Source organism: Citricoccus sp., from assembly GCF_032154715.1.
In the GTDB taxonomy this organism is placed as follows: domain Bacteria; phylum Actinomycetota; class Actinomycetes; order Actinomycetales; family Micrococcaceae; genus Citricoccus.
Genome location: NZ_JALDXU010000038.1, coordinates 1 through 22,282 on the forward strand (window position 1 = coordinate 1; position 22,282 = coordinate 22,282).

Annotated in this window: 20 protein-coding genes; 5 read left to right on the top strand and 15 right to left on the bottom strand. The window is 69.0% G+C overall.

Going from position 1 to position 22,282, the window contains the following annotated elements; translation table 11 throughout:
• Positions 1 to 13: 13 nt before the first annotated feature.
• From RUH65_RS08165 to RUH65_RS08230, 14 genes are all read right to left on the bottom strand, one after another.
• Positions 14 to 1,804, bottom strand: a complete 1,791-nt coding sequence (locus RUH65_RS08165; RefSeq protein ID WP_313816854.1) for an ABC transporter substrate-binding protein — start codon at positions 1,802 to 1,804, stop codon at positions 14 to 16.
• A 121-nt stretch (positions 1,805 to 1,925) separates the two neighbouring features.
• Positions 1,926 to 2,999 (bottom strand): ABC transporter ATP-binding protein, encoded by a 1,074-nt coding sequence (locus tag RUH65_RS08170; protein ID WP_313816855.1) that lies wholly within the window; start codon positions 2,997 to 2,999, stop codon positions 1,926 to 1,928.
• Complete coding sequence (locus tag RUH65_RS08175) at positions 2,996 to 4,078, bottom strand: ABC transporter ATP-binding protein (protein WP_313816856.1); 1,083 nt, start codon at positions 4,076 to 4,078, stop codon at positions 2,996 to 2,998. Before RUH65_RS08175 ends, RUH65_RS08170 begins: the two co-directional genes overlap by 4 nt.
• Positions 4,079 to 4,086: 8 nt before the next feature.
• A complete protein-coding gene (locus RUH65_RS08180) occupies positions 4,087 to 4,971 on the bottom strand; it encodes an ABC transporter permease (RefSeq protein WP_313816857.1) in 885 nt (294 codons plus the stop codon).
• Positions 4,958 to 6,016 (bottom strand): ABC transporter permease, encoded by a 1,059-nt coding sequence (locus RUH65_RS08185; RefSeq protein ID WP_313816858.1) that lies wholly within the window; start codon positions 6,014 to 6,016, stop codon positions 4,958 to 4,960. The genes RUH65_RS08180 and RUH65_RS08185 overlap by 14 nt, the downstream gene beginning before the upstream one ends.
• Positions 6,013 to 7,800, bottom strand: a complete 1,788-nt coding sequence (locus RUH65_RS08190; RefSeq protein WP_313816859.1) for an ABC transporter substrate-binding protein — start codon at positions 7,798 to 7,800, stop codon at positions 6,013 to 6,015. The genes RUH65_RS08185 and RUH65_RS08190 overlap by 4 nt, the downstream gene beginning before the upstream one ends.
• 148 nt (positions 7,801 to 7,948) lie before the next feature.
• Positions 7,949 to 8,944: an amidohydrolase family protein gene (locus RUH65_RS08195; RefSeq protein WP_313816860.1), complete on the bottom strand. Its 996-nt coding sequence runs from the start codon at positions 8,942 to 8,944 to the stop codon at positions 7,949 to 7,951.
• A 29-nt stretch (positions 8,945 to 8,973) separates the two neighbouring features.
• The gene (locus RUH65_RS08200; RefSeq protein WP_313816862.1) at positions 8,974 to 10,155 is read right to left on the bottom strand and encodes an alcohol dehydrogenase catalytic domain-containing protein; all 1,182 of its coding nucleotides are present in this window, start codon (positions 10,153 to 10,155) and stop codon (positions 8,974 to 8,976) included.
• 13 nt (positions 10,156 to 10,168) lie between these two features.
• On the bottom strand, positions 10,169 to 11,032 hold the full coding sequence (locus RUH65_RS08205) for an SDR family oxidoreductase (protein WP_313816863.1): 864 nt from the start codon (positions 11,030 to 11,032) through the stop codon (positions 10,169 to 10,171).
• A complete protein-coding gene (locus tag RUH65_RS08210) occupies positions 11,029 to 12,144 on the bottom strand; it encodes a hypothetical protein (RefSeq protein WP_313816864.1) in 1,116 nt (371 codons plus the stop codon). Before RUH65_RS08210 ends, RUH65_RS08205 begins: the two co-directional genes overlap by 4 nt.
• Positions 12,141 to 12,731, bottom strand: a complete 591-nt coding sequence (locus RUH65_RS08215) for a UGSC family (seleno)protein (RefSeq protein WP_313816865.1) — start codon at positions 12,729 to 12,731, stop codon at positions 12,141 to 12,143. Before RUH65_RS08215 ends, RUH65_RS08210 begins: the two co-directional genes overlap by 4 nt.
• Positions 12,732 to 12,741: 10 nt before the next feature.
• Positions 12,742 to 13,926 (bottom strand): NDMA-dependent alcohol dehydrogenase, encoded by a 1,185-nt coding sequence (locus RUH65_RS08220; RefSeq protein WP_313816867.1) that lies wholly within the window; start codon positions 13,924 to 13,926, stop codon positions 12,742 to 12,744.
• A gap of 20 nt (positions 13,927 to 13,946) precedes the next feature.
• Positions 13,947 to 15,425, bottom strand: coding sequence for an aldehyde dehydrogenase family protein (locus RUH65_RS08225; RefSeq protein ID WP_313816868.1), 1,479 nt, complete (start codon positions 15,423 to 15,425; stop codon positions 13,947 to 13,949).
• Between the two features lie 28 nt (positions 15,426 to 15,453).
• Positions 15,454 to 16,557 (bottom strand): NDMA-dependent alcohol dehydrogenase, encoded by a 1,104-nt coding sequence (locus tag RUH65_RS08230; RefSeq protein ID WP_313816869.1) that lies wholly within the window; start codon positions 16,555 to 16,557, stop codon positions 15,454 to 15,456.
• A gap of 356 nt (positions 16,558 to 16,913) precedes the next feature.
• Here RUH65_RS08230 and RUH65_RS08235 point away from each other — a divergent pair, with 356 nt between their 5' ends.
• The 4 genes from RUH65_RS08235 to RUH65_RS08250 are packed head-to-tail and all read left to right on the top strand — an operon-like array spanning position 16,914 to position 20,228.
• A complete protein-coding gene (locus RUH65_RS08235) occupies positions 16,914 to 17,666 on the top strand; it encodes a 3-oxoacid CoA-transferase subunit A (RefSeq protein WP_313816883.1) in 753 nt (250 codons plus the stop codon).
• A gap of 8 nt (positions 17,667 to 17,674) precedes the next feature.
• A complete protein-coding gene (locus tag RUH65_RS08240) occupies positions 17,675 to 18,340 on the top strand; it encodes a 3-oxoacid CoA-transferase subunit B (RefSeq protein ID WP_396179854.1) in 666 nt (221 codons plus the stop codon).
• Complete coding sequence (locus tag RUH65_RS08245) at positions 18,337 to 19,275, top strand: amidohydrolase family protein (RefSeq protein ID WP_313816871.1); 939 nt, start codon at positions 18,337 to 18,339, stop codon at positions 19,273 to 19,275. Before RUH65_RS08240 ends, RUH65_RS08245 begins: the two co-directional genes overlap by 4 nt.
• Before the next feature lie 41 nt (positions 19,276 to 19,316).
• On the top strand, positions 19,317 to 20,228 hold the full coding sequence (locus RUH65_RS08250; RefSeq protein WP_313816872.1) for an SDR family NAD(P)-dependent oxidoreductase: 912 nt from the start codon (positions 19,317 to 19,319) through the stop codon (positions 20,226 to 20,228).
• Here RUH65_RS08250 and RUH65_RS08255 read toward each other — a convergent pair.
• Positions 20,177 to 21,196 carry an SDR family NAD(P)-dependent oxidoreductase gene (locus RUH65_RS08255; RefSeq protein ID WP_313816873.1) on the bottom strand — a complete coding sequence of 340 codons (1,020 nt, stop codon included), beginning with the start codon at positions 21,194 to 21,196 and terminating at the stop codon, positions 20,177 to 20,179. The two genes, RUH65_RS08250 and RUH65_RS08255, sit on opposite strands and share 52 nt — an antisense overlap.
• A 168-nt stretch (positions 21,197 to 21,364) precedes the next feature.
• Here RUH65_RS08255 and RUH65_RS08260 point away from each other — a divergent pair, with 168 nt between their 5' ends.
• Positions 21,365 to 22,216, top strand: a complete 852-nt coding sequence (locus RUH65_RS08260) for an IclR family transcriptional regulator (protein WP_313816874.1) — start codon at positions 21,365 to 21,367, stop codon at positions 22,214 to 22,216.
• Positions 22,217 to 22,282: the final 66 nt, after the last annotated feature.

A 22,282-nucleotide genomic window follows, 5' to 3' on the forward strand; every position in this document is an offset into this window, starting at 1 on the left:
CCCCGGACTGCCGTCACTGCTCCACCCACACCCGGTCATACAGGACCCCGCTGTTGACCACGAGGGCCGGGATGGGCGTGGTGAGCCCGGGGCCGTGGACGCCCTCGCGGACCACCTGGGCCGGGGAGAAGGCCATCCCGAAGGGGCCGTAGGCCTCGTCGGAGATCATCTTCGCGGCCTGCTGGTACAGTTCGCCGCGCTCCTCCTGGTCCACGGTGGAAGCGGCATTCGTCAGCACTTCATCGAGCTCGGTGTTCAGGTTCTCCTCCAGCGCCTGCGTCGCCGTCTCCGCGCCCTCCGGCAGCGGCGTGCCGCTGAACGGAGACGTCGAGCCGAAGCGGACGGCCACGCCGATGCCGGCGGCGGGCTCCCATGCGCCCGCGGTCTGGAGCATCGACTCCCACTCCCCGCTGGTGAACTTGGTGATCACGTCACCGAGGGGCTTGGAGTCGATCGTGACATCGATCCCGGCCTCCTGCCACTGGGTCTGCAGGGCGGTGGTGACCTGACGCGCGGTCACGATGTCCGTGGTGCCCAGCTCGACGGTCAGTCCGCCGATCTCCTCGACCAGCTCCCGGGCCTTGTCGGGATCGTAGGTGCGGTACCCCTCGACCTCCGGCTGGTAGAACAGGCCGCCGGAGGCGGTGAAGGACTGCGACATGTCACCCTGACCGCCGAAGAGCCCCTCGTTGATGGCCTCGAAATCCGTGGCGTAGTAGATGGCCTCCCGGGCCTTCTGGTCATCGAACGGCGCCTGACGCGTGTTCAACTGGATCACATACGGAGAGGTCGGCGCGCCCGGAGTGGTGGTCAGGTTCGGGTTCTCCTGCGCCTGCTCGATCAGCGTGACCGAGCTCAGGCCCTCGATTGCATCCCCCTGGCCGGCCTGCAACGTCTGGTACAGCACTTGGTCGCCGCCCACGGACTGGAAGGACAACTCGTCCAGGTACGGCAGGCCCTCCTTGAAGTACTCAGCGTTCCGGGTCAGCTCCAGCCGTTCGGACAACCGGTTGGCCTCGACGGTGAAGGGTCCCGCCGCGACCGGTGCCTGGCTGTACTGTTCGGCACCCATCTCCTGATATGCCGTGGGCGAGCCGACGAAGTTCAGGCTGGTGGAGGGCATGGCGTTGACGAAGGCACCGTTGGCCACCGAGAAGTGGATTTCGAAGGTGAGGTCGTCCACGGCCTGGACGGCTCCGAGCCGCTGCTCGATCACCGCCTGGTCCACATCTTCGGGCAGGGCCGCGTAGAGGTCGTCCAGGAACTGCTGGTCCAGCTCCGGCATGTCCCGCGTGAGATCGAGGTCGAGCTGGGGCGTGCCGGTGCTGCCGGAGCTCAGGGCACGGATCCAGTTCCACACCACTGCATCAGCGTTCAACGGGGATCCGTCCGAGAAGGTGATGCCCTCCCGGAGCTTCACCGTCAGGGTCAGCCCGTCCTCCGAGAATTCGTAGCTCTCGGCCTGGTTGGGCACGATCTCGGCGTTCTCACCGTTCTCGTCCGCCTCCAGGGTGAACAGTCCGCCGAAGATCGCCGAATTCTGTGGCATGTTGGCGCCCACGGTATTGGAGGTGGCCGGGTCCAGCCCCGTGGACCACCCACCGGCGAAGCCGGCATCGAGCAGTACCGTCAGGTCACCACCGGTCTGAGGCTCTCCGACGGAGGCGGCGGCTTCGCCGGCTTCGCCTTCCGCATCGGGTTCTCCCCCACCGCAACCAGCGAGGACGAGACTGAGGCTGGCCGCCAGGGCCAGGGTGCCGAGGAGCCCGCGGCGCGGACCCTTCCGGCGAGGCAAGGTATTCATGACGACTCCCAAGAGGACGGTGATGGAGGATCAGTCAGAGTGATTCACGTCACATTGACTTCATGGAAGTCTGTCTCAGGCGGACGGCGGCTACCATGCACCTTCCGTCGGACGAAAGGCGCTACGCGGGCAGGGCAGCTCTGGCGCCCTCCGGATGGCCGTTGGTGGGCAGGCCGTCGTCGTCCAGGGGGAAATGACAGGCCACGAAGCCGCCGCCCGAGCACGGTTCCAGCCTCGGTTCCACCGCTGCACAGACCTCCTGGGCAAAGGGGCAGCGAGTGCGGAACCGGCAGCCCGAGGGCGGATCCAGCGGGCTCGGGACGTCCCCGGGCAGGGTGATGGGCCGCTTGGCCACGCCGGTCTCCGGGTCGAGGCCGGGCACCGAGTCCAAGAGCGCACGCGTATAGGGGTGGCGCGGCGTCTCGTACATCCGGTCCGAGGGGGCGATCTCCGCCAGTTGGCCCAGATAGAGCACCGCAACCCGGTCGCTGACCTGCTTCACCGTCGCGAGGTCGTGGGCGATGAAGAGGTAGGACAGTCCGAGTTCCACGCGGAGCTTCTCGAACAGGTTGATCACCTGGGCTTGGATGAGGACGTCCAGGGAAGAGATGGCCTCGTCGCAGATGATGACCGCCGGGTCCAGGGCGATCGCCCGGGCGATGGCGACGCGTTGAGCCTGCCCGCCGGACAGTTCCATGGGCCGGCGCCGCAGGTAGGTGTCCGGGTCCAGGCCCACCAGATTCAGGAGTTCTCGCACCTTCGCCCGCCGTTCCGTCCGACTCAGGGAGCGGTGGCTGTCCAGTGGCTCGGCCACCACGTCCTCGATCCGCCACCTCGGGTTCAGTGAGCTGAAGGGGTCCTGGTAGACCATCTGGAAATTGGACCAGACCTTCTTCAGCTCTTTGCGGCTGAGCCCGGTCAGGTCCTCGCCCCTGAACACCACCGATCCCGACTTCGGCCGGTCGACCTGGATCACGGCACGGGCCAGGGTGGACTTGCCCGAGCCGGTCTCCCCCACGATCCCGAGTGTCTCACCGGGCATCAGGTCGAAGGAGATGTCGGAGACGGCATGGACCACGCCTTCTTTCACTCCCCCGGGTCCACGGCTCTCGAACTCCTGGACGATGTTCCTGACGGACAGCAGTGGTTCTGGCCCTCCCGGGCCGGTGTCCTCGAGACGGTTCTCCGTGGTCATGCGTCTGACTCCTTTCCCGGTTCGACCTCACCGTGTACTCCGTCGGTTTCCGACGGCGGACCTTCGGCCAGCGCGCCGGTCACCGGATGCCAGCACGCGTACCAGTGGCCGGCCTCATGCTCCAGCAACGCCGGCGCCGTGGCACAGGTCTCGGTCGCCCGGACGCACCGCGGCCGGAACGGGCAGCCCTCGATCCGCTGGGAAGGATCCGGCGGGTGCCCGCCGATGACGGTCAGGGCCGAGTGGGACGGCCGGGACACCTGGGGAATGGCCTCCAGGAGAGCGCGGGTGTACGGCATCCTGACCTTGGCGAACAGTTCCGAGGTCTCCGCCTGCTCCACCACCTGACCGGCGTACATCACGAGCACTTCGTCGGCATAACTGGCGGCCAGGCCCAGGTCGTGGCTGATCATGATGACAGCGGTCCCCAGCCGCTCGCGCAGGTCCACCAGCAGCTCCATGATCTGGGCCTGGGTGGTCACGTCCAAGGCGGTGGTCGCCTCGTCCGCGATCAGCACCTTGGGATCGGAGGCCAGCGCGATGGCGATCATGACCCGCTGGCGCATGCCCCCGGAGAGCTGGTGCGGATACTGGTGGAACCGCTTCTCCGGGGCCGGCAGCCGCACGAGCTTGAGGAGTTCGATGGCCCTCTCGGCAGCGTCCTTGCGGCCGACTGTGCGATGAGTCCGGACCGATTCCACGATCTGCGCGCCCACCGACATGGTCGGGTTCAACGAACGCGCCGGGTCCTGGAAGACCATGGAGATCTCCTGGCCTCGTACCAGCCGCATCTTCCGGTCACTCAGGCCCACCAGTTCCCGGCCGTCGAGGTCCGCGGACCCCGAGACCTTGGCGCTGGGCGGCAACAGGCCCATCAGGGCGCGGACGGTGACGGACTTGCCCGAGCCCGATTCACCGATGATGGCCAGCATCTTCCCGGGCCGGACGTTGAAGGACACTCCCTTGGCGGCCCGGATGCGCTTGCCGGCCCGCGTGAACGTGACCTGCAGGTCTCTGACCTTGAGGACCGGCTTGTCGCCGAGCCCGTCGGCGATGGCCGGATCTGGTGTGATGGTCATGGTCGTGCTCATCGCCCACTCATCTCGTCGCGGATGTTCTCACCCAACAGGTTGAAGGACAGCACCGTGGCCAGGAGGGCCAGGCTGGGCCACAGCACCAGCAGTGGTGTGGCGGACATGGATTGCTGGCCCTCGAAGATCATGTTCCCCCAGCTCGGTGCGGGCGGTGGGATTCCGAGACCGAGGAAGCTCAGGGCGCCCTCCGTCACGATCACGATGCCCATGCCGAGCATGGCGAAGTTCAGCATCTGCGGGGTGATGTTCGGCGCCACGTGCCGCAGCAGGATGCGCCAGGCCGGGCTTCCGCTGAGCTCGGCGGCCTGCAGGTACGGCATGGTCATCACCCTCAGCGTGGCCGAGCGGGCCACTCGGGCCACGGCCGGGATGCTGAAGGCGGACAGCGCCAGGATGGTGTTCGGGATACTCGGGCCCAGGGCCTGGGCGATGAAGATGGTGAGGACCAGGGAGGGAAAGGCGATGAACACGTCCAGGACCCGCATGATGAGGTTGTCCACCCGGCCGCCGACATAGCCGGACAGGGCGCCGATGCCCCCGCCGACGGCGAGGCCGATGAGATTGACCGAGATGGCCACGATCAGCGACGACTGGCCCCCGTGCAGCAACCGGGCCAGGACGTCGTTGCCGTTGATGTCCGTGCCCAGCAGGTGGCCGGGGCTGCCCGGCGGCAGGGCGCTCTCCAGGATGCTGCCGCCCACCGGGGGCGGAACGGGAAACACGTACGGGGCCACGAAGCAGGCCAACAGCAGCAGGCTGACGAAGGCCACCGGCAGGCCGACCACCAGCCGTTGGCGCAGGCGGCCCCAGCGCAGGTCGGAATCGTCGTGGGCCTCGGGCAACGCGGCGAGGACAGCGGGGGCTTCAGTGACTGCCATAACGGATCCTTGGGTCGAGGACGGCGTACATCAGGTCGACGACGAGGTTGGCGAGCACGGCCACCGCCGCGAAGATGAACACGCACATCTGCACCACGGCCACGTCCTGGGACATCGCGCCCTCGAGCATCATCATGCCCATCCCCGGCATCGCGAAGATCTGCTCGATGATGACCGTGCCACCCACCAGGGTGCCGATGTTCAGGCCCACGATGGTCAGCAGCCCGAAGGAGGAATTGCGGAAGGCATGGAGCCAGAGCACCAGGCCGGGACGGACGCCCTTGGACCGGGCCGTGTCCACATAGTCGGCGGAGTTCATCTGCTCCACGAGGTCACCGCGCAGAAAGCGGGTGTAGAAGGCCGCCAGGGGGACGGCCAGGGCCAAGACCGGCATGGCGACCGATCTCAGGTTCGGCACCAGTCCGTCCTCCAGGGGGACGAACCCGATGGCGGGCAGCATCTGGAGCGTGATGGCGAAGACCAGGACGAGCAGCATGGCCAGCACGAAGTTCGGAATGGCCAGCATGGTCATGGCGACCACCATGGTGGCCCGGTCGAACAGTCCGCCGGGCTTGCGTGCGGCCATCAGGGCCACCGGGATCGCGATCCCGAGGGAGACCACGAAGGCGAGGACGACCAGCTCCAGAGTGACGGGTGCGCGATCGGCGATCATGTCCGCCACCGACTGGCCACTGACCGACGACTGGCCGAGATCGCCGCGGAAGAGGCCGAAGAGCCACCCGAAATACCGCTCCGGGGCGGGCCGGTCCAGGCCCATGCGTTGGCGCACGGCCTCGACCTGCTCCTCGGAGGCATCCATGCCGGCCTGGTTCCGAGCCGGGTCCCCGGGCATCATCTCCAGCAGCACGAAGACCAGGACACTGATGGCCACCAGCAACGGGATGGTCATGAGCAGGCGCCGGCCGAACAGCCTCAGCAGGGGTGAGCCACCGCCCGTGCCCCGGGTGACCCGGCGCCGGTGCCCGCCGGACGGATCGGCCCCCTCCGGCCGGGCCGCGCTCGAACGAATGGCGGTGTCAGTCACTGTTCAACCCACACGCGCTCGTAGATGACCCCGGGATTGACGGCCAGGGCCGGAATCGGAGTGGTGAGCCCGGGGCCGTGGACGCCCTTGCGGACCACCTGGGCCGGGGAGAAGGCGATGCCGAAGGGGCCGTAGGCCTCGTCGGAGATCATCTTCGCGGCCTGCTGGTAGAGCTGCTCACGCTCCTGCTCGTCCACCGTTCCGGCGGCGTCCTGGATGACCTGGTCCAGGTCGGTCTGCAACCCGCCCGCCAAGGCCTCGGCCGCGGTGCTGGCACCCTCTGGCAAGGGGGTCCCGCTGTACGTGGAGGTGGAGCCGAAGCGGACGGCCACGCCGATGCCGGCGGCCGGGTCCCATGCGCCCGCGGTCTGGAGCATCGACTCCCACTCCCCGGTGCCGAACTTGGTGATCACGTCACCGAGGGGCTTGGAGTCGATCGTGACATCGATCCCGGCCTCCTGCCACTGGGTCTGCAGGGCGGTGGTGACCTGACGCGCGGTCACGATGTCCGTGGTGCCCAGCTCGACGGTCAGTCCGCCGATCTCCTCGACCAGCTCCCGGGCCTTGTCGGGATCGTAGGTGCGGTACCCCTCGACCTCCGGCTGGTAGAACAGGCCGCCGGAGGCGGTGAAGGACTGCGACATGTCACCCTGACCGCCGAAGAGCCCCTCGTTGATGGCCTCGAAATCCGTGGCGTAGTAGATGGCCTCCCGGGCCTTCTGGTCATCGAACGGCGCCTGACGGGTGTTCAACTGGATCACATACGGAGAGGTCGGCGCCCCCAGAGTGGTGGTGACCTGCGGATTGGACTGGGCTTGCTCGATCAGGGTCAGCGAGCTCAGGCCCTCGATCGCATCCCCCTGGCCGGCCTGCAACGTCTGGTACATGACCTGGTCGCCGGCCACGGACTGGAAGGACAACTCGTCCAGGTAGGGCAGGCCCTCCTTGAAGTAGTCCTCGTTCTTGTCCAGGTCCAGACGTTCGCTGATCCGGTTGGCCTCGACGGTGAACGGACCCGCCGCCACGGGGGCCTGACTGAACTCCTGGGCACCCATCTCCTGATATGCCGTCGGTGAGGCGATGAGATTCAGGTTGTTGTAGGGCATGGCGTTCACGAGGGCGCCGTTCGCGGTGGCGAGCTCGATCTCCAGCGTCACGTCATCCACGGCACGGATGGCTCCCAGCCGCTGCTCGATCAGTTGCTGGTCCACGTCCTCGGGCAGGGCCGCGTAGAGGTCGTCCAGGAACTGCTGGTCCAATTCCGGCATCGGCAGGTCCTGGGCCAGGTCGAGTTGCGGGGCTCCCGTGCTCCCCGAGCTGAGGTTGCGGATCCAGTTCCACAGGACGGCCTCAGCATCCATGGGCGTCCCGTCCGAGAAGGTGATGCCCTCCCGGAGCTTCACCGTCAGGGTCAGCCCGTCCTCTGAGAACTCATAGCTCTCGGCCTGGTGGGGAACGATCTCCGCGTTCTCACCGTTCTCATCGGCCTCGAGGGTGAACAGCCCGCCGAAGACCGCCGAGTTCAGCGACTGGTTCGCCCCGACCGAGTTGGAGGTGGCCGGGTCCAGCCCGGTGTCCCAGCCGCCGGAGTAGCCGGCGTCCAGGAGCACCGTCAGGTCTCCACCGGACTGGGGTTCACCCGCCGCGGCTTCCCCGTTGTCCGAGGCGTTGGTGCCGGCATCCCCGGCTCCGCAGCCGGCGAGGACGAGGCCCAGGCTCGCCGCCAGGGCGACGGTTCCCAGGACCCCGCGGCGCGGGCCCTTCTGGCGTGGTCTACAGCTCATGACGACTCCCCACAGTGGTGGACGACAGGACCGGGATGTGACCTATAGCACATCTCGCTTACAAGAAGTCTGGCCCAGTCAGAGAGTCGCTCACAGGTGAATTCCATCGGGTGAAAGCCAGCCGGAACCCATCCGGGCAGGTGACCGGTCAGCCCTCTCCCAGCCAGCGCAGAGCGTTGCGTGAGCTGATGTCCTCCCACTGCTCCGCGGGCAGATTCATGTCACGCAGGGTCTTGGCCACCGGGTCCTCGCGGAGCATCGCGGGGAAGTCCGATCCCACCAGGAGCCGGTCGGCCCCGAGCAGGTCGATGAGATAGCGCAGCGCCCGGTGGTCGAAGACCATCGAGTCGTAGTAGAACCGCCGCGCGATCTCCAGAGGCGAGGGGCCGTCGTCGTGCATCACGGCCCGGTCCAGGTCCACCGGACCTTCGTTCCAGGCGCCGCCCCAGAAGTAGTTGGCCCTCGGCAGCATCATGGCGAAGCCGCCGGCGGCATGGCTGAAGGAGATGCGCAGGTCCGGGCAGGCGGCGGCCGTGCCGCCCAGCGCCATGGACCCGGCCGCGAACATGCCCTCCACCCCCACGACGTAGGTCCCCATGGCGGACGTCGGGAGCCGGTTCATGGGTGAGGGCATGGCGTGGACGAACACGGACAGGCCGAGCCGTTCGGCCTCCTGGAAGAATCCCAGGAACTTCTCGTGCCCGATCGAGTCTCCCAGGATGTTCGAGGCGATCTCGACGCCGGCCAGGCCCGCCTCCTTGATCGCGGCCAGTTCGCCGGTGGCGGCGTCCGGGTCCTGCAGCGGCACCATGCCGAGACCGGTCAGCCGGTTCGGGTCATGGCCACACAGTTCCGCGGTGAAGTGATTGACGTGCTGGGCCAGGGCCAGGCCGTCGGCGGGAGGAAGGTCGTACTTCAGCAGCGGCGGCATGGGGCTGACCACCTCCCGGTCCACACCCGAGGCGTCCTGCGCCTCGAGGCGCCGTTCGGCGGCGAAGAACACGTCCTTGGCCCGGAACCGCATCTCGCCGAAGGCCAGGGTGCGGTCCGTGGAGCCCGCCACGGACTCCATGGAGGGGAAGCAGGACGGGGCGTCCTCGGGGTAGCCGTCTGGCAGCACGTGGGCGTGGGCGTCAATGATCATGGGGTGTCCTTCTCCCGTTCGGGGACGACTCAGTGGCTCGTGGTCAGGAGGTGCGGTGCCACCTCTGGTTCAAGGGTTCGGCCGAGATGGGGTTGGACGGTGACGTGGATGGCGCTCTTGTCCTCACGGTCTCCGGCGAGGGTCTCGATGGCCTCGGCCACCTGGTCCAGGCCGAAGGTGTGGGTGTGCAGGCGTTCCAGCGGGAAGCGTCCGGATTCCAGCAGGGCGATGGCCTTCTCGTTGGCGGCCGAGTCCACGCCGTAGGCGCCCCGGACGGTGAGTCCCCGGTTGATCAGCAGGTCCGTGCTGAGGGGGATCTCGCGCCCGCCCTTCAGCCCGGCCAATACCACGCGTCCGCCATGGCGGACGACCTTCAGGGCATCGGTGACCGGTCCGGCGGCCATGGGTGTCAGGTCCAGCGAGACGTCCGCCATCCGGCCCCCGGTGATCTCCGTGACGGCCTCGACGATGTCCCGTCCGTCCGGCCCGTCCACCACCACGGTGTGGTCCGCCCCGAGCTCCTCGGCGACCACCAGCTTGTGCCGGTCGGACTCGAGCCCCGTGATGATGACCGTGCGTGCGCCGGCGGCCTTGGCCGCCATCACGGCGGCCAGCCCGCGCTGGCCGGCCCCGAGGACCACCAGGGTGTCCCCCAGGCCGACCTCGCCCAGGTCCACCGCCCACCGGACCCCTGCTCCCAGGGGGTTGTACATGGCGGCGATGTCGATCGGCAGGGATGCGTCGATCTTGTGCATCACGGCGTTGGGCGCGAGGTACAGGTACTCCGCGAACCCACCGTAGAGGGACGGCTCCACGTCCACCGGGGTGACGCCGTGTCCGTTCTGCTTGTTGCGGCAGGCCTGGTAGCGGCCCACGAGACAGTCGGCACAGGACCGGCAGGGCACGATCACCTCGAGCGCCACGCGGTCACCCACCTGGACGCCCCACCGCTCGGCAGCACGTTCGCCGAGTTCCTCGATGATGCCCAGCGGCTCGTGCCCGGGGATGAAGGGCGCCCTGGACCGGCCCTGGAGGTGACCTCGGAAGATCTCCACGTCTGAACCGCAGATGCCGTTGGCCTCGACCCTCATCAGGCCGTCGTCGGGGCCGATCACCGGCCGGGGGAACTCCCGGATCTCGAGGGCGCTGGGGCCGGTCTGGACCACGGCCCTCACGGTGTCCGGGAGGTCCTCATGCAATCGCTGTGTCATCGTCAGTCTCTCCTTAGCGGGCCACGGTGGCCACGGGCGGGGTGGCGGGGCCGCTGCGCCCGAAGGGGCCGCCGTCCACCGCCAGGATCTGGCCGGTGATCCACCGGGCTTCGTCGCTGAGCAGAAAGGCGGCGGCATGGGCGATGTCCCAGGCGCTGCCCTCCTTCTTCAGGGTGGTGCTCTCCCGGCGTGCCTCGCGGAAGCGCTCGTCCATATTGGCGGCGGCGAAGGAGCCCCAGATGGCGCCCACTTCGATGCAGTTGACGCGGATGCCCTGCGGCCCGAGCGTGGAGGCAGCCCCCACGCTGAAGTTCTCCAAGCCGGCCTTGGCCACGCAGTACGGCATGCCGGGTCCGCGAGCGCTCACCCCCACGGAGGAGATGTTGAGGATGGCGCTGCCCGGGGGCAGACGGGGCACCGCGTGGCGGGTGACGGACCAGGCGGAGGTGAAGTTGATGTTCATCAGCTCGTCGAGCCGCTCGGGGGTGACCTCGAAGATCCCCGCCCGGTCCCCGCTCGCCACGTTGTTCACCAGGGCGTCCAGCCCGCCGAGGAGCCCGGCAGCCTCGGTCACGGCCCGCTCGCACGCCGCGTCAGTGGTCACGTCCGCGGTCAGGGCGTGGGCCGTGCCGCCCTCGGCCGTGATCCGGTCGACCGTGCGCTGGGCCGCCTCGGCGCTGCGGTCCAGCACCACCACGGAGGCACCGCGGGCCGCCAGGAGCCGCGCGATGCCGTACCCGACGCCGGGCAGGTCCCCATTCTGTCCGGCCCCGGTGATGAGGGCTCGGCGCCCGGCCATCCGGGCGGTTCCCTGGGCGGCCAGCGGATCCTCGAGCGGTGTGCCGGTCAGGCGGTCCTCAACGTCTGTGGTGGTCATCGATCATCCTTCTGTGGTGACGTGCCGGTGGGCGGCGGTGTTCCGGTGGTGATGGCCACGGGCTTCCCGGACCAATCGGCGAAGTACCGCACCACCATGGAGATCCCGGCGTTGCGGGACCCTGCCACGGCCACGATCATGGAGGCCGGGTCCGCGATGGTGCGGTGGAACCGGTCCGGGTCCGCGGTGTCCCCGTCGGTCCCGGGAAACCGGACCCCGTTCTCGTTGGCCCGGTCCTTACCCACGGCGGCCAGCTGCCCCGTGGTGCGTCCGGAGTGTTCGGCGAGCCACGCCGCCACGTCGGCACGGGAGAACCCCGCCGTGGCCAGCTGGTTGGCGTGCTCGGGACACAGCACCACCCCGGCCCCGGCGTTCCGGAAGATCCACGGGCCGGAACGGCCGATGGTGTCGGCGAAATCGGCCAGCAACTGCTCCGGATCGGAAGTGTGCCGGTTGTCCACGAACTCGCTGGTGCGCAACAACGTGGACGTCACGGCGTTTCCGCCGACCCCGAGGTCTTCCGCGAGGGGGGCCCAGGGGCTCTCCTCCTCGTTCTCCGCGAGGCAGATGGACCACCGCCCGGGCAGGCCCTGCGTGGCCTGCTCGAGCTCGTGCGGGCGGATTCCGTACGCGTTGCGGACGGTGAGGCCGATCGCCCGGGCCACGGTGGCGTTGGCCCGGAACCCGGGGCCGAACACCCCGCCGGTGCTGTTGAATCCGAGTTCCTGGCGCAGCGGACCGTTGACGATGATCAACGGGGCCGGTCCACTCGTGGACTGCCACCCGCCACCGCCGGTGGTCCGCTCCTGGGCGAGGGCCTCCCAGGCGGCCAGGACCACCGGGAAGTACTCCGGCCGGCACCCGGCCATGACGGCGTTGATGGCCAGCAGCTCGACCGTCACGGTGCGGTCCACCTGCTTCAGGTGGCTGAGCACCTCGCTGGCAGGACGGCCAGCGGCCGCGAGGAACCGGTCCACGAGGTCCTGCGTGGCCGGCACCACGGGCAGCCCGTCCGTCCACCCCTGCTCGTAGGCATGCTCGATCGCACTCTGGGCGGCGGCCGGGTCCAGGGCCTGGACGTGCTGCTCGTGCTGCACGGACGCCGCGGTCATGCTCGGCTCGTCTGGTCGGCGTCCGTCAGGGTGGACAGGATCTCCGGCAGCAGCAGGCGGGCGCGTTCGCGCACCTGTTCCTCCGTCAGCACGGCCATCGGGTGCGCGGTCCGGATCCACTCATAATCCGGGGCCCCCTGCACGCCGGCCATGGTGCGGCCGGTGATGTCGAAGGCATCGGTGAGGACCACGGCGGCCGGCAGGCCGGCCCGCTCGAAGTTGATCCCGTCCGCCACGGCGGCGGCACTGCAGGAACCACAGTCACCGACCCCCGTGACGACCACGTCGCACGACTCCCGGTACCGGGAGACGATCTCCTCGTCCACGGGGATGGAGAAGTTCTTCTTGGTCTCCACGATGCCGATGGACGCGGCGCCGTGCTCCTCCACGAGGAGCTCCCCCACCACGGTCAGGAACAGCAGGGCGTTGTGCTTCGTGTTGTCCAGCAGCCCAATCCGGGCCCCGGCCAACGACGCCGGCCGGGGCGCCAGTTCAGGGGTCGGACGACCCTGCGGGTCGGCAGCGTCCGCGGGGGCACCCGCGTGCTGGGAGCCCCTGCCGGTGGGATCGAGGATGGTCTGGGTCATGGACGCACTCCTACTGCTCGTGGACGATGATGCCGCGGATGTTGCGGCCGGCCAGCAGATCCTCGTAGGCCGTGTTCACCTCGTCCAAGGTGTATTTGCGGGTGATGAGCTCCTCGAGCTTGAGGTCTCCGGTCCGGTACAGGCCCAGGAGCTTCGGGATGTCATACAACGGATTGCAGTCACCGAACAGGGCCCCGCGGATCTGCCGCTGGTAACTGATGAGCAGTCCGGCGTGGATGGTCACGGCCTGCTCGTTCAGGTGGCCCACCGAGGTGATGGTGAGCTTGCCGCCCTTGCCGGTCATCGCGATGCCGGCGTTGGCCATCTCCTGGGTGACGGCGTCCGCGGTGATGATGACCTTGTCAGCCAGCTGCCCCCACGTGGTCTCCACCACGAAGTCATGGGCCTCCTGGGCCGTGGCGAACGCGTGGGTGGCCCCGAACAGCTCGAGCGCGGACTCCCGCTTGAAGGCCACGGGATCCACGACGACCACGTTCTTGGCCCCGGCGTAGCGGGCGCCCTGGACCGCATTGGAGCCCACGCCCCCGGCTCCGAAGATCACCACGGTGTCCCCCGCCCGGACCTCGGCCGCATAGACGGCAGATCCCCATCCGGTGGGAACGCCGCAGCCCACGAGGGCTCCCAGCTCGAACGGGATGTCATCCGGCAGCGGGACGGCGGCGTACTCGGAGAGCACCGTGTACTGGGAGAACGTGCCCAGGGTGCAGAACCCGCCGACGTCCTCTCCGTCACCATCGTGGAAGCGGAAGGTGTCGTCCAGGAACATGCCCGTGCCGGCGTTGAGGCCTTTGACGCACATGTTCTGGTGCCCGGTGGAGCACGGGCGGCAGTAGCCGCAGGCCGGGATGTAGGCGCAGACCACGCGGTCGCCCGCCTTCACCCGGGTGACGCTGGGGCCGACCGATTCGACGATGCCGGCCCCCTCGTGGCCACCGACGATCGGGAAGCGGACGGGGGCGTCCCCGGCGGTGATGTGGTGGTCCGAATGGCACAGTCCGGAGGCGTGGAGCTTGACCCGGACCTCGTGCTCCTTCGGCGGGTCCAGCTGCAGGTCGGTGACCTGCCAGCCGTCGTGTGGCCCCCGGGCGACGGCGGCCCGGGTGGTGAGGGTGGCGCCGCCGGCCCGCGCGCTGGTGGGCTGGTCGCTGGCCGCCGTGGGTGTGGTGATAGCCATGATGTCGGTCTGCCTTTCGTTCAGTGGGCCGCGGGCGTGGCGCCGCGCATCGAGACGGTCTTGATCTGCGTCCAGTTCAGGACGGCGTCGGCGCCCATGGTCCGGCCGAAGCCACTGCTCTTGTAGCCGCCGAAGGGGCCACCGATGACGCCGGCGCCCAGGGCGTTGTTGACGCCGACCTGGCCGGCCTGCAGGGCTCGGGACATCCGGACCGCGGTGCCCACGTCCTGCGTCCACACGGAGGCCACCAGCCCGTAGTCCACGCCGTTGGCCACCTCGATGGCCTCCTGCTCGTCATCCACGGGGATGACCGAGAGCACGGGCCCGAAGATCTCCTCCTGGGCGATCTTCATGTCCGGGCGGACCTGGTCGAAGAGGGTGGGGTTGACGAAGAATCCGTCTCCGTAGTCGCTGCCGGAGGGAACATCGCCCCCAAGCACCACCTCGGCACCACCTGCCTTGCCCGCTTCGATGTATCCCAGGACGCGCTCATGCTGGCGGCCGTTGATCAGCGGACCCATGTTCACCTGCTGATGCCAGGGACCCACGGTCACCTTCTGCATGGCCGCGGCCAAGCGCTCGACCACCTCCTGGTGAACGCTGCGATGCACCACCACGCGGGAGCCCGCGGCGCAGATCTGCCCGGTGTTCAGGGTGATGCCGGCGGCGATCGCGGGTGCGGCCACGGAGAGGTCCGCATCCGGGAATATCACCTGGGGTGACTTCCCGCCCAGTTCCAGGTGGAGGGGGATGAGGTTCCGGGCACAGGATTCCATCACCAGGGATCCCGTGGCCGGTGACCCGGTGAACCCCACCCGCCGGATGCCGGGATGCCGCGGGATGGCGGCGCCGGCCTCGGAGCCGAGGCCGGTGACCACGTTGATCACGCCGGCCGGGATCCCGGCGTCCATGGCGAGCCGGGCCAGGGCCAGGGGTGCCAGCGGGGCATCCTCGGCCGGCTTGATGACGATGGCGATCGCCGCGGCGACCTCGTTGGTGAACATCGGTCCGGGCGCGTTCCACGGGATGATGGCGCCGACCACGCCGTATGGCTCGCGCAGGGTGAAGCCGAGGACGTCCGGCGAGTAGGTCGGCAGCGAGACGCCCTGGACCTTGTCCGCCTGGCCGGCGATGAACCGGATCATCCCCGCTAGGGGCGAGGGCCCCCAGTGGGGCCGGCCGACGTCGCGGGATTCCAGCTGGTCGAGGACCTGGGCGTTCTCCTCCACCAGGGCGGCCCAGCGCAGCAGCAGCCCGGACCGGGCCGTGGCGTTCGTGTCACGCCAGCCGGGCAGGGCGCGTTCGGCGGCCTGCACTGCGGCGTCCACGTCGTCGGCGTTACTCCGGGGGATGCGGCTCAGCAACTCGCGGTCGGCGGGGTTGATGACGTCGATGGTCTCGCCGGAGGCGGCGGGGACCCACTCCCCGCCGATCAGCTGGACGTTGTCCGCCAGCAGCGGGGTGTCGAGGGTGGCTTGGGGATCGATGACTGCGGTCATAGTGTTCTCTTCCGTCTCGGGCGCTGGCTCAGTGGTCGATGGTGATGATGCCGCGGATGTTCTTGCCGTCGAGCATGTCCTGGTAGCCCTCGTTCACCTGGGCCATGGAGTAGCGGTTGGTGATGAGCTCGTCGAGCTTGAGCTTGCCGTTCTGGTACATGCTGACCAGGCGGGGCACGTCATGCAGGGGGTTGCAGCCACCGAAGATGGCGCCTTGGATCCGGCGTTGGAAGCCGATCAGGGCCCCCGGGTGTTCCTTGATGGACCCGTTGCCGACGGCGGTGATGGTCACCTGGCCGGATTTGCCGACGATGTTGATGGCGTCATGGATGACCTCGTCATGCAGGCTGCCGACCGTGATGATGGCGTGGTCGGCCAGTTCACCCCACGTGGCCTCGATGACGAAGTCCGTGGCCTCCCGTGCCGTGGCGAACACGTGCGTGGCCCCGAACTCGAGGGCCTTGTCCCGTTTGAACTCCACCGGGTCCACCACCACAACACGATTGGCGCCGGACATGGCCGCGCCCTGGACGGCGTTCATGCCGACCCCTCCGGCACCGAAGATGACCGCGGTCTGCCCCACCTGGACACCGGCGGCGTGGACGGCCGACCCCCACCCGGTGGGGACACCGCAGCCCACCAGGCAGGCGACATCGAAGGGCAGGTCCTTCGGGATCGGGATCACGGAGTACTCGGAGACCACCGTGTGCTGGGAGAAGGTGCCCAGCACGCAGAGGCCGCCGAAGTCCACGCCGTCCTGGTGGAAGCGGAAGGTCCCGTCCGGGAACTCGCCGGTGGCGGCGTTCTTCCCGGAGTCACACAGGTTCTGGTGCCCGGTGGAGCAATAGCGGCAGGATCCGCAGGCCGGGATGAAGGAGCACACCACATGGTCACCCACCTGAACGCGGGTCACGCCCTCGCCCACCGCGTCGATGATGCCGGCGCCTTCGTGCCCGCCCACCACGGGCATGCGCATGGCGGCATCACCCTTCTGGATGTGGTCGTCCGAATGGCACATTCCCGCGGACATCATCTTGATGCGGACCTCGTTGGCCTTCGGCTCGTCGAGATCGAGTTCGGTGACTTCCCAGGGCGTTCCGGGTTCGCGGCATACGACCGCACGAGTCTTCATGCTCAGGGGGACCCTTTCTGGCAGGTGGCGCCGCGGATGAGGCGCCGGCGGTGAGGTGGGCGCATCACCGGCGTCAGACGCCGGTGGTGCAGCTGCCTCCACGGTGCTCCGTCCGCCGGTGTGCTGCCACGGGCTTTCCGCCGCACGGAAGGATTCACTGTGATCAGGCTCACCTTCACGGTCCGCGGGCCTCCGCCGGGGCTCCGTCTTCTACGGCATGGAAACCGGGGTGATCCCAGGGGTGAGTGGAGATTGACTACTGCATGACCGGTCCGTCACCGGTCGATGTCACCACCTGCCGGCCCCAGACCCGGCCTCCCCTCTCGAGAACCAGAAGAGAAGTAGGACGCACCGTGATGAACAAGTTCCGCACCGATCTCCACGAGCACCTGGATGCCGTCTGGGACGGTGCCTCGATCGCCGTCGGCGGCTTCGGCAGTTCCGGACGCCCGGACGCCCTGCTCAACGCCTTGTGCGACCTCGGCAAGAAGGACCTGCACCTCTACGTGAACAACGTGGGTGACGATTTCACGGGCATCGGCCGCCTCGTCATGGAGGGCCGGGTCCGCCGGTTCACCGGATCCTTTCCGGTCCTGCCCGAGTTCTACGACGAGTACTTCGCGGGTCGCGTTGAGCTGGAACTGATCCCGCAGGGCACCCTAGCGGAGCGCATGCGGGCCGGCGGCGCCGGGATCGCCGCCTTCTTCACGCCCTCCGGCGCGGAGACCATGCTCTCCGACGGGACCTTCCCGGCCTCCTATTCCGGGGGAACCCCGGGCGAGCTGCTGCCGGCGAAGGAGGAACGGGTGTTCGACGGGCGCGCCCACGTCCTCGAGTACGGCATCACGGCGGACTTCGGCCTCGTCAAGGCGCAGCAGGCCGATCCCAAGGGCAATCTCCGCTTCCACCTCTCCGCCCGGAACTTCAATCCGCTGGCAGCCATGTCCGGGCGGACGACCTTCGTGGAGGTCGAACGGCTGGTGGACACCGGGTCCCTGGATCCGGACGACATCCACCTCCCCGGGGTCTTCGTGGACCACGTGGTGATGACTGCAACACCCATCCCGGCCGACCTGCCCCGGCGGGCCGCCTCGCTCCAGAAGGGCTGACCATGTCCATGACCAGAACCGAATCGCCCCGGGTCACCGGGCGCACGCGGGACGAGATCGCCCAGCGCCTGGCCGCGGACCTGGTGGACGGCTACACCGTCAACCTCGGGGTCGGCATCCCCCTGGCGGTGCCTCAGCACATTCCCGCGGACCGGGAGGTCTTCCTCCAGTCCGAGAACGGGATCCTGGGGCTCGGCCCCGCGCCCGAGCCCGGCACCGAAGATCCGGACCTGACCAACGCCGGGAAACAGCCGACCAGCATGATCCCCGGCGGCGCCATCGTGGATTCGGCCACGTCCTTCGCGATCATCCGCGGTGGCCACCTGGATGTGACCATCCTGGGAGCACTGCAGGTGTCCGAGGCCGGTGATCTGGCCAATTGGTATGTCCCGGGCCGCAACCCCGCCGTGGGCGGCGCCATGGACCTCGTGGCCGGGACCCCGGAGGTCTGGGTCTGCATGGAGCATGTGGACCGCCAGGGCCAGTCCAAGCTCGTGCACGAGTGCAGCTTCCCGCTGACCGGCCGGGGCGTCGTCACCCGGGTCTACACGGACCTGGCGGTCTTCCACGTGGTGGACGGGGTGCTGACGCTCGTCGAATGCGCTCCCGGCGTCACCCCCGAGGACATCCGGTTGCGGACCGCGGCCCACTACGTCGAGGCGGTCCCGGCATGAGCGCGGGATCCCCGCAGAATGCGGGGGCGCCGTCCCTGCAGCAGTGGCAGGACCTGACCGCCATCGATGTCCACGTCCACGTCCACCGTTCGGTGAGGGACGACGCCGGCCCGGTCGAGTCCGGGGAGCAGATGGGCGAGTACTTCGGGATCGGCACGATGCACGGGCACACGGTGCCCGAGCTCGCGGACTACTACCGCGAGCGCCGCATGGCCGCCGTCGTCTTCACCGTGGACTCGATCTCCGCCACCGGTGACGAACCGGTACCGGGGAACCGCGAGATCGCCGAGCTGGCAGCCGAGCATGCGGACGTGCTGGTGCCGTTCGCCAGCATCGACCCGGCCCGGGGTGCGGCCGGCGTGCGGGAGGCTCGGATCCTCGCCCGCGACTACGGCGTGCGCGGCTTCAAGTTCCATCCCGGCGTGCAGAGGTTCCATCCCGACGACCGATCGGCCTACCCGCTGTATGAGGTCATCGAGGAGTTCGGCCTGATCTCGCTGTTCCACACGGGACAGACCGGGGTGGGCGCCGGCTCCCGCGGAGGGGGCGGGGTGCGGCTGAAGTACTCCCACCCGCTGGCCATCGACGACGTGGCGGCGGACTTCCCGGACATGGACATCATCATGGCCCACCCGTCCTTCCCGTGGCAGGACGAGGCACTCTCCATCGCCCTCCACAAACCGCGGGTCTACATCGACCTCTCCGGCTGGTCGCCCAAGTACTTCCCGCCGCAGCTGGTGCAGTACGCGGACACCCTGCTCAAGCACAAGGTGCTCTTCGGCTCGGATTTCCCGGTCATCAGCCCGGAGCGGTGGATGGAGGCCTTCGACCAGTTGCCCCTCCGGGAGGCCGTGCGGCCCCTCATCCTCCGGGAGAATGCCGCCCGGCTGCTCCGGCTGCCCGGCACCGAGCCCGACTCCCCCTCCACCCCCTGAACCGTCCGCCGGCATTCCCGGCGCCCCCGAGAGGAACCTCCATGCAAGAACTCACCGGTCGCGTCGCCGTCATCACCGGCGGCAGCAGCGGCATCGGCCGCGGCATCGCCCTCGCTTGCGCCCGTGCGGGCATGACCGTCTACGTCACCGGACGCAGCGCGGACCACTTGGCCGAGACCCAGGCCGAGTTCGCCGGCCAAGGTCTCGAGGTCGCCACCCTGCAGGTGGACGTGACGGACCTGGCCGCGATGCAGCAGGCGGCTCAGCGCATCGAGGCCGAACAGGGCCGCGTGGACCTGCTGGTCAACAATGCCGGGATCGGGCTGACCGGCGCGGTCTCGGACGCCACTCCCGCCGACTGGGACTGGTTGATCGACGTGAACATCAAGGGCGTGGCCCACGGCCTCCAGGCCTTCCTGCCGGCCCTCCGCCGGCATGGCCAGGGAGGGCACATCGTCAACACCTCCTCCATGGCCGGACTGATGCCGGTGGTGGCCGGCCTCTACTCGATGTCCAAGGCCGCGATCATCGCCCTGTCCGAGGCCCTGCACATCGAGTTGCTGGCCGAGGGGATCGGCGTCTCGGCCTATTGCCCGGGTCCCACTCACTCGAACATCGCTTCCTCGGTGGCCCAGCGTCCGGCGGAGTACGGCGCCTCCGGCTACACCGCTCCCGGACCGGAGGCCACCGCGTTCCAGCTCACCCAGCCGTACATGAGTGCGGAGGAGGCGGGAGCGAGGGTCCTGGAGGGGGTCCGCCGTGGCGATATGTTCATCCTCACGCACCCCGAGTTCAAGGCCGGGGTGGTGCAACGCCACCGCGCGATCGAGGATTCCTTCCCCGACGAGCCGCTGAACGAGGAGCGGAAGGCCGCGATACCGTTCCTGCTGTCCTCGCCCGTCTATGACGAGGCGAGCCGGCCTCCCGCCCCGGTCTTCGAACCCACGCGCTGACCCCCTCCGGCACCGGCATCAGCGTCGGCTCCAGTCCCGGCGGGCGGCTGGCGCAGGGGGAAGGCAGTCATGCCCCCGCCATCGATCGGGATGGCCTGGCCGGTGATGTAGCCGGCCCCTGGCGAGACCAGGAAGGACACGAGCTCGCCGATGTCCTGGGGCTGCCCGACCCGGCCGACCGGGATGCTCCGCCCGCGCTGCGTGAGGGTCGAGTCCACGTCCAGGTCCGCGGACGGGTCCAGGATGGCACGGCTGGTGGCCACCAAGCCCGGGCACACCGCGTTGACGGTGATGCCCCACGGACCGAGATCCATCGACAGGGCACGCGTCATCCCGATCACGGCCGCCTTGGAGGCGGAGTAGGCCACGGAGAAGGGCGCGGCCGTCAGCCCGGCCATGGAGGAGATACTGACGATCCGTCCGTAGCGCGATGACCGCATCAGGGGCACGGCCGCCCGGCACATGGCATAGGTGCCGCGCACATTGACGTCGATCAGCAGGTCGAAGGCCTCGTCCGGCACCTCCTCGATGTCCCGCCGGTCCTGCCCCTGGGGTGCGGCGGCGTTGTTGACCAGGATGTCGAGGCGTCCGAAGCGGTCCTGGACCGTCTCCATGATCCGGGCGACGTCCGTCCGTTGGGAGATGTCCCCCAGCGCGGTGACCACGGGCACGCCCTCTCGCCGCAGGCGCTCGGCGAACTCGTCCAGTCCACTGGGCGGAACCTGCCCGAGCCTTAGCTGGCGGTCGTTGGCGATACCGCGGGGCTCGCGGTCCGTGATGACCAGCGATGCGCCCCTCGAGGCCAGCGCCCCGGCGATCCCCTGCCCCATGCCGTCCGGTTTGCCACAGCCCGTGACGAGGGCCACCTGCCCGGCCAGGGGCCGGTGCGAACCGCCCGCGCCGGCTGAGGCCTCTTCCGTGTGCCCTGTGGATTCCTGGCGCTGTGGTGTGTGTTGCTCGTTGGTCATGGTCAGCGAATCTAGGTGCCCCGCCTGCGGCCCACAGCCGAGATTCCCTCCCGCGGAAGACGGCCCGGACCGGCACCGAGGACTTCCGCCCGATGGAAGCCGGAGTCCGCCCGTCCGCAGATGTCCCACCATGGTGATGGACGTCACATCCTGGGAGGAGTCCATCCGATGCCCCCATCAACCGGGGACCACCCCGCCCTGCACGAAGCCCTCGCCGCCGAGGACCATCGCACGGCCGCGGGCCGCGTCCTGTCCGTCCTGGATGTCTTCGACCAGGACCACCTGGAATTGACCTTGAGTGAGATCAGCCGACGCGCGGACCTGACCTTGAGTACGGCGCATCGACTCGTCGGCGAACTCCGGGACTGGGGCGCTCTCGAGCGGACCGCGGAGGGACGGTACGCCGTCGGACTGCGGGTGCTGGAACTGGGCAGTCTCGAGCCGCAGATGCTCCAGCTGCGGGACGTGGCCCCGGCCTACCTCGCGGACCTCCAGGCTGCGGTCCAGGCCAACGTGCATCTCTCCGTCCGGGACGGCCATGACGTGGTGTACGTGGAGTCGCTGCAACGGCACTCCGGCGCCCACGTGCTCAGCCGGCTCGGGGGGCGCTGGCCCCTGCACACCACCGCCACGGGCATGGTCCTGTTGGCTTCCGCACCGGCGGCCGTCCGCCAGGACGTGCTGGCCAGCCCGCTGAAGCGCTATACGGACCACACCATCACCGATCCGGACATCCTGCGCCGGATGCTGGCGGAGGTGCACCGGACCGGAGTGGCCGTGCTGACCGAGACGATCACCCTCGGAACCTTCGCCGTGGGGGTGCCCGTCCGCGGGCCCAGCGAGCGGGCGGTGGCCGCCCTCAGTGTCACGCTGAAGATCAACGGATCACGCACCGTGCACCAGGTCCTGCCCGCACTGAACGCCACGGCGCGCGCCCTCTCCCGGGCCCTGGGGGCGGCCTCCACGGGGTTCCCGGCACCGGGCGCCCCCGGATCCACCGTCCAGCCCTTCGCGATCTGAGCACACCCGCCGTCGCCCTCCGGTCGACGCAAACGATACCTATCCCTATAGTGGATGCACCTCTAC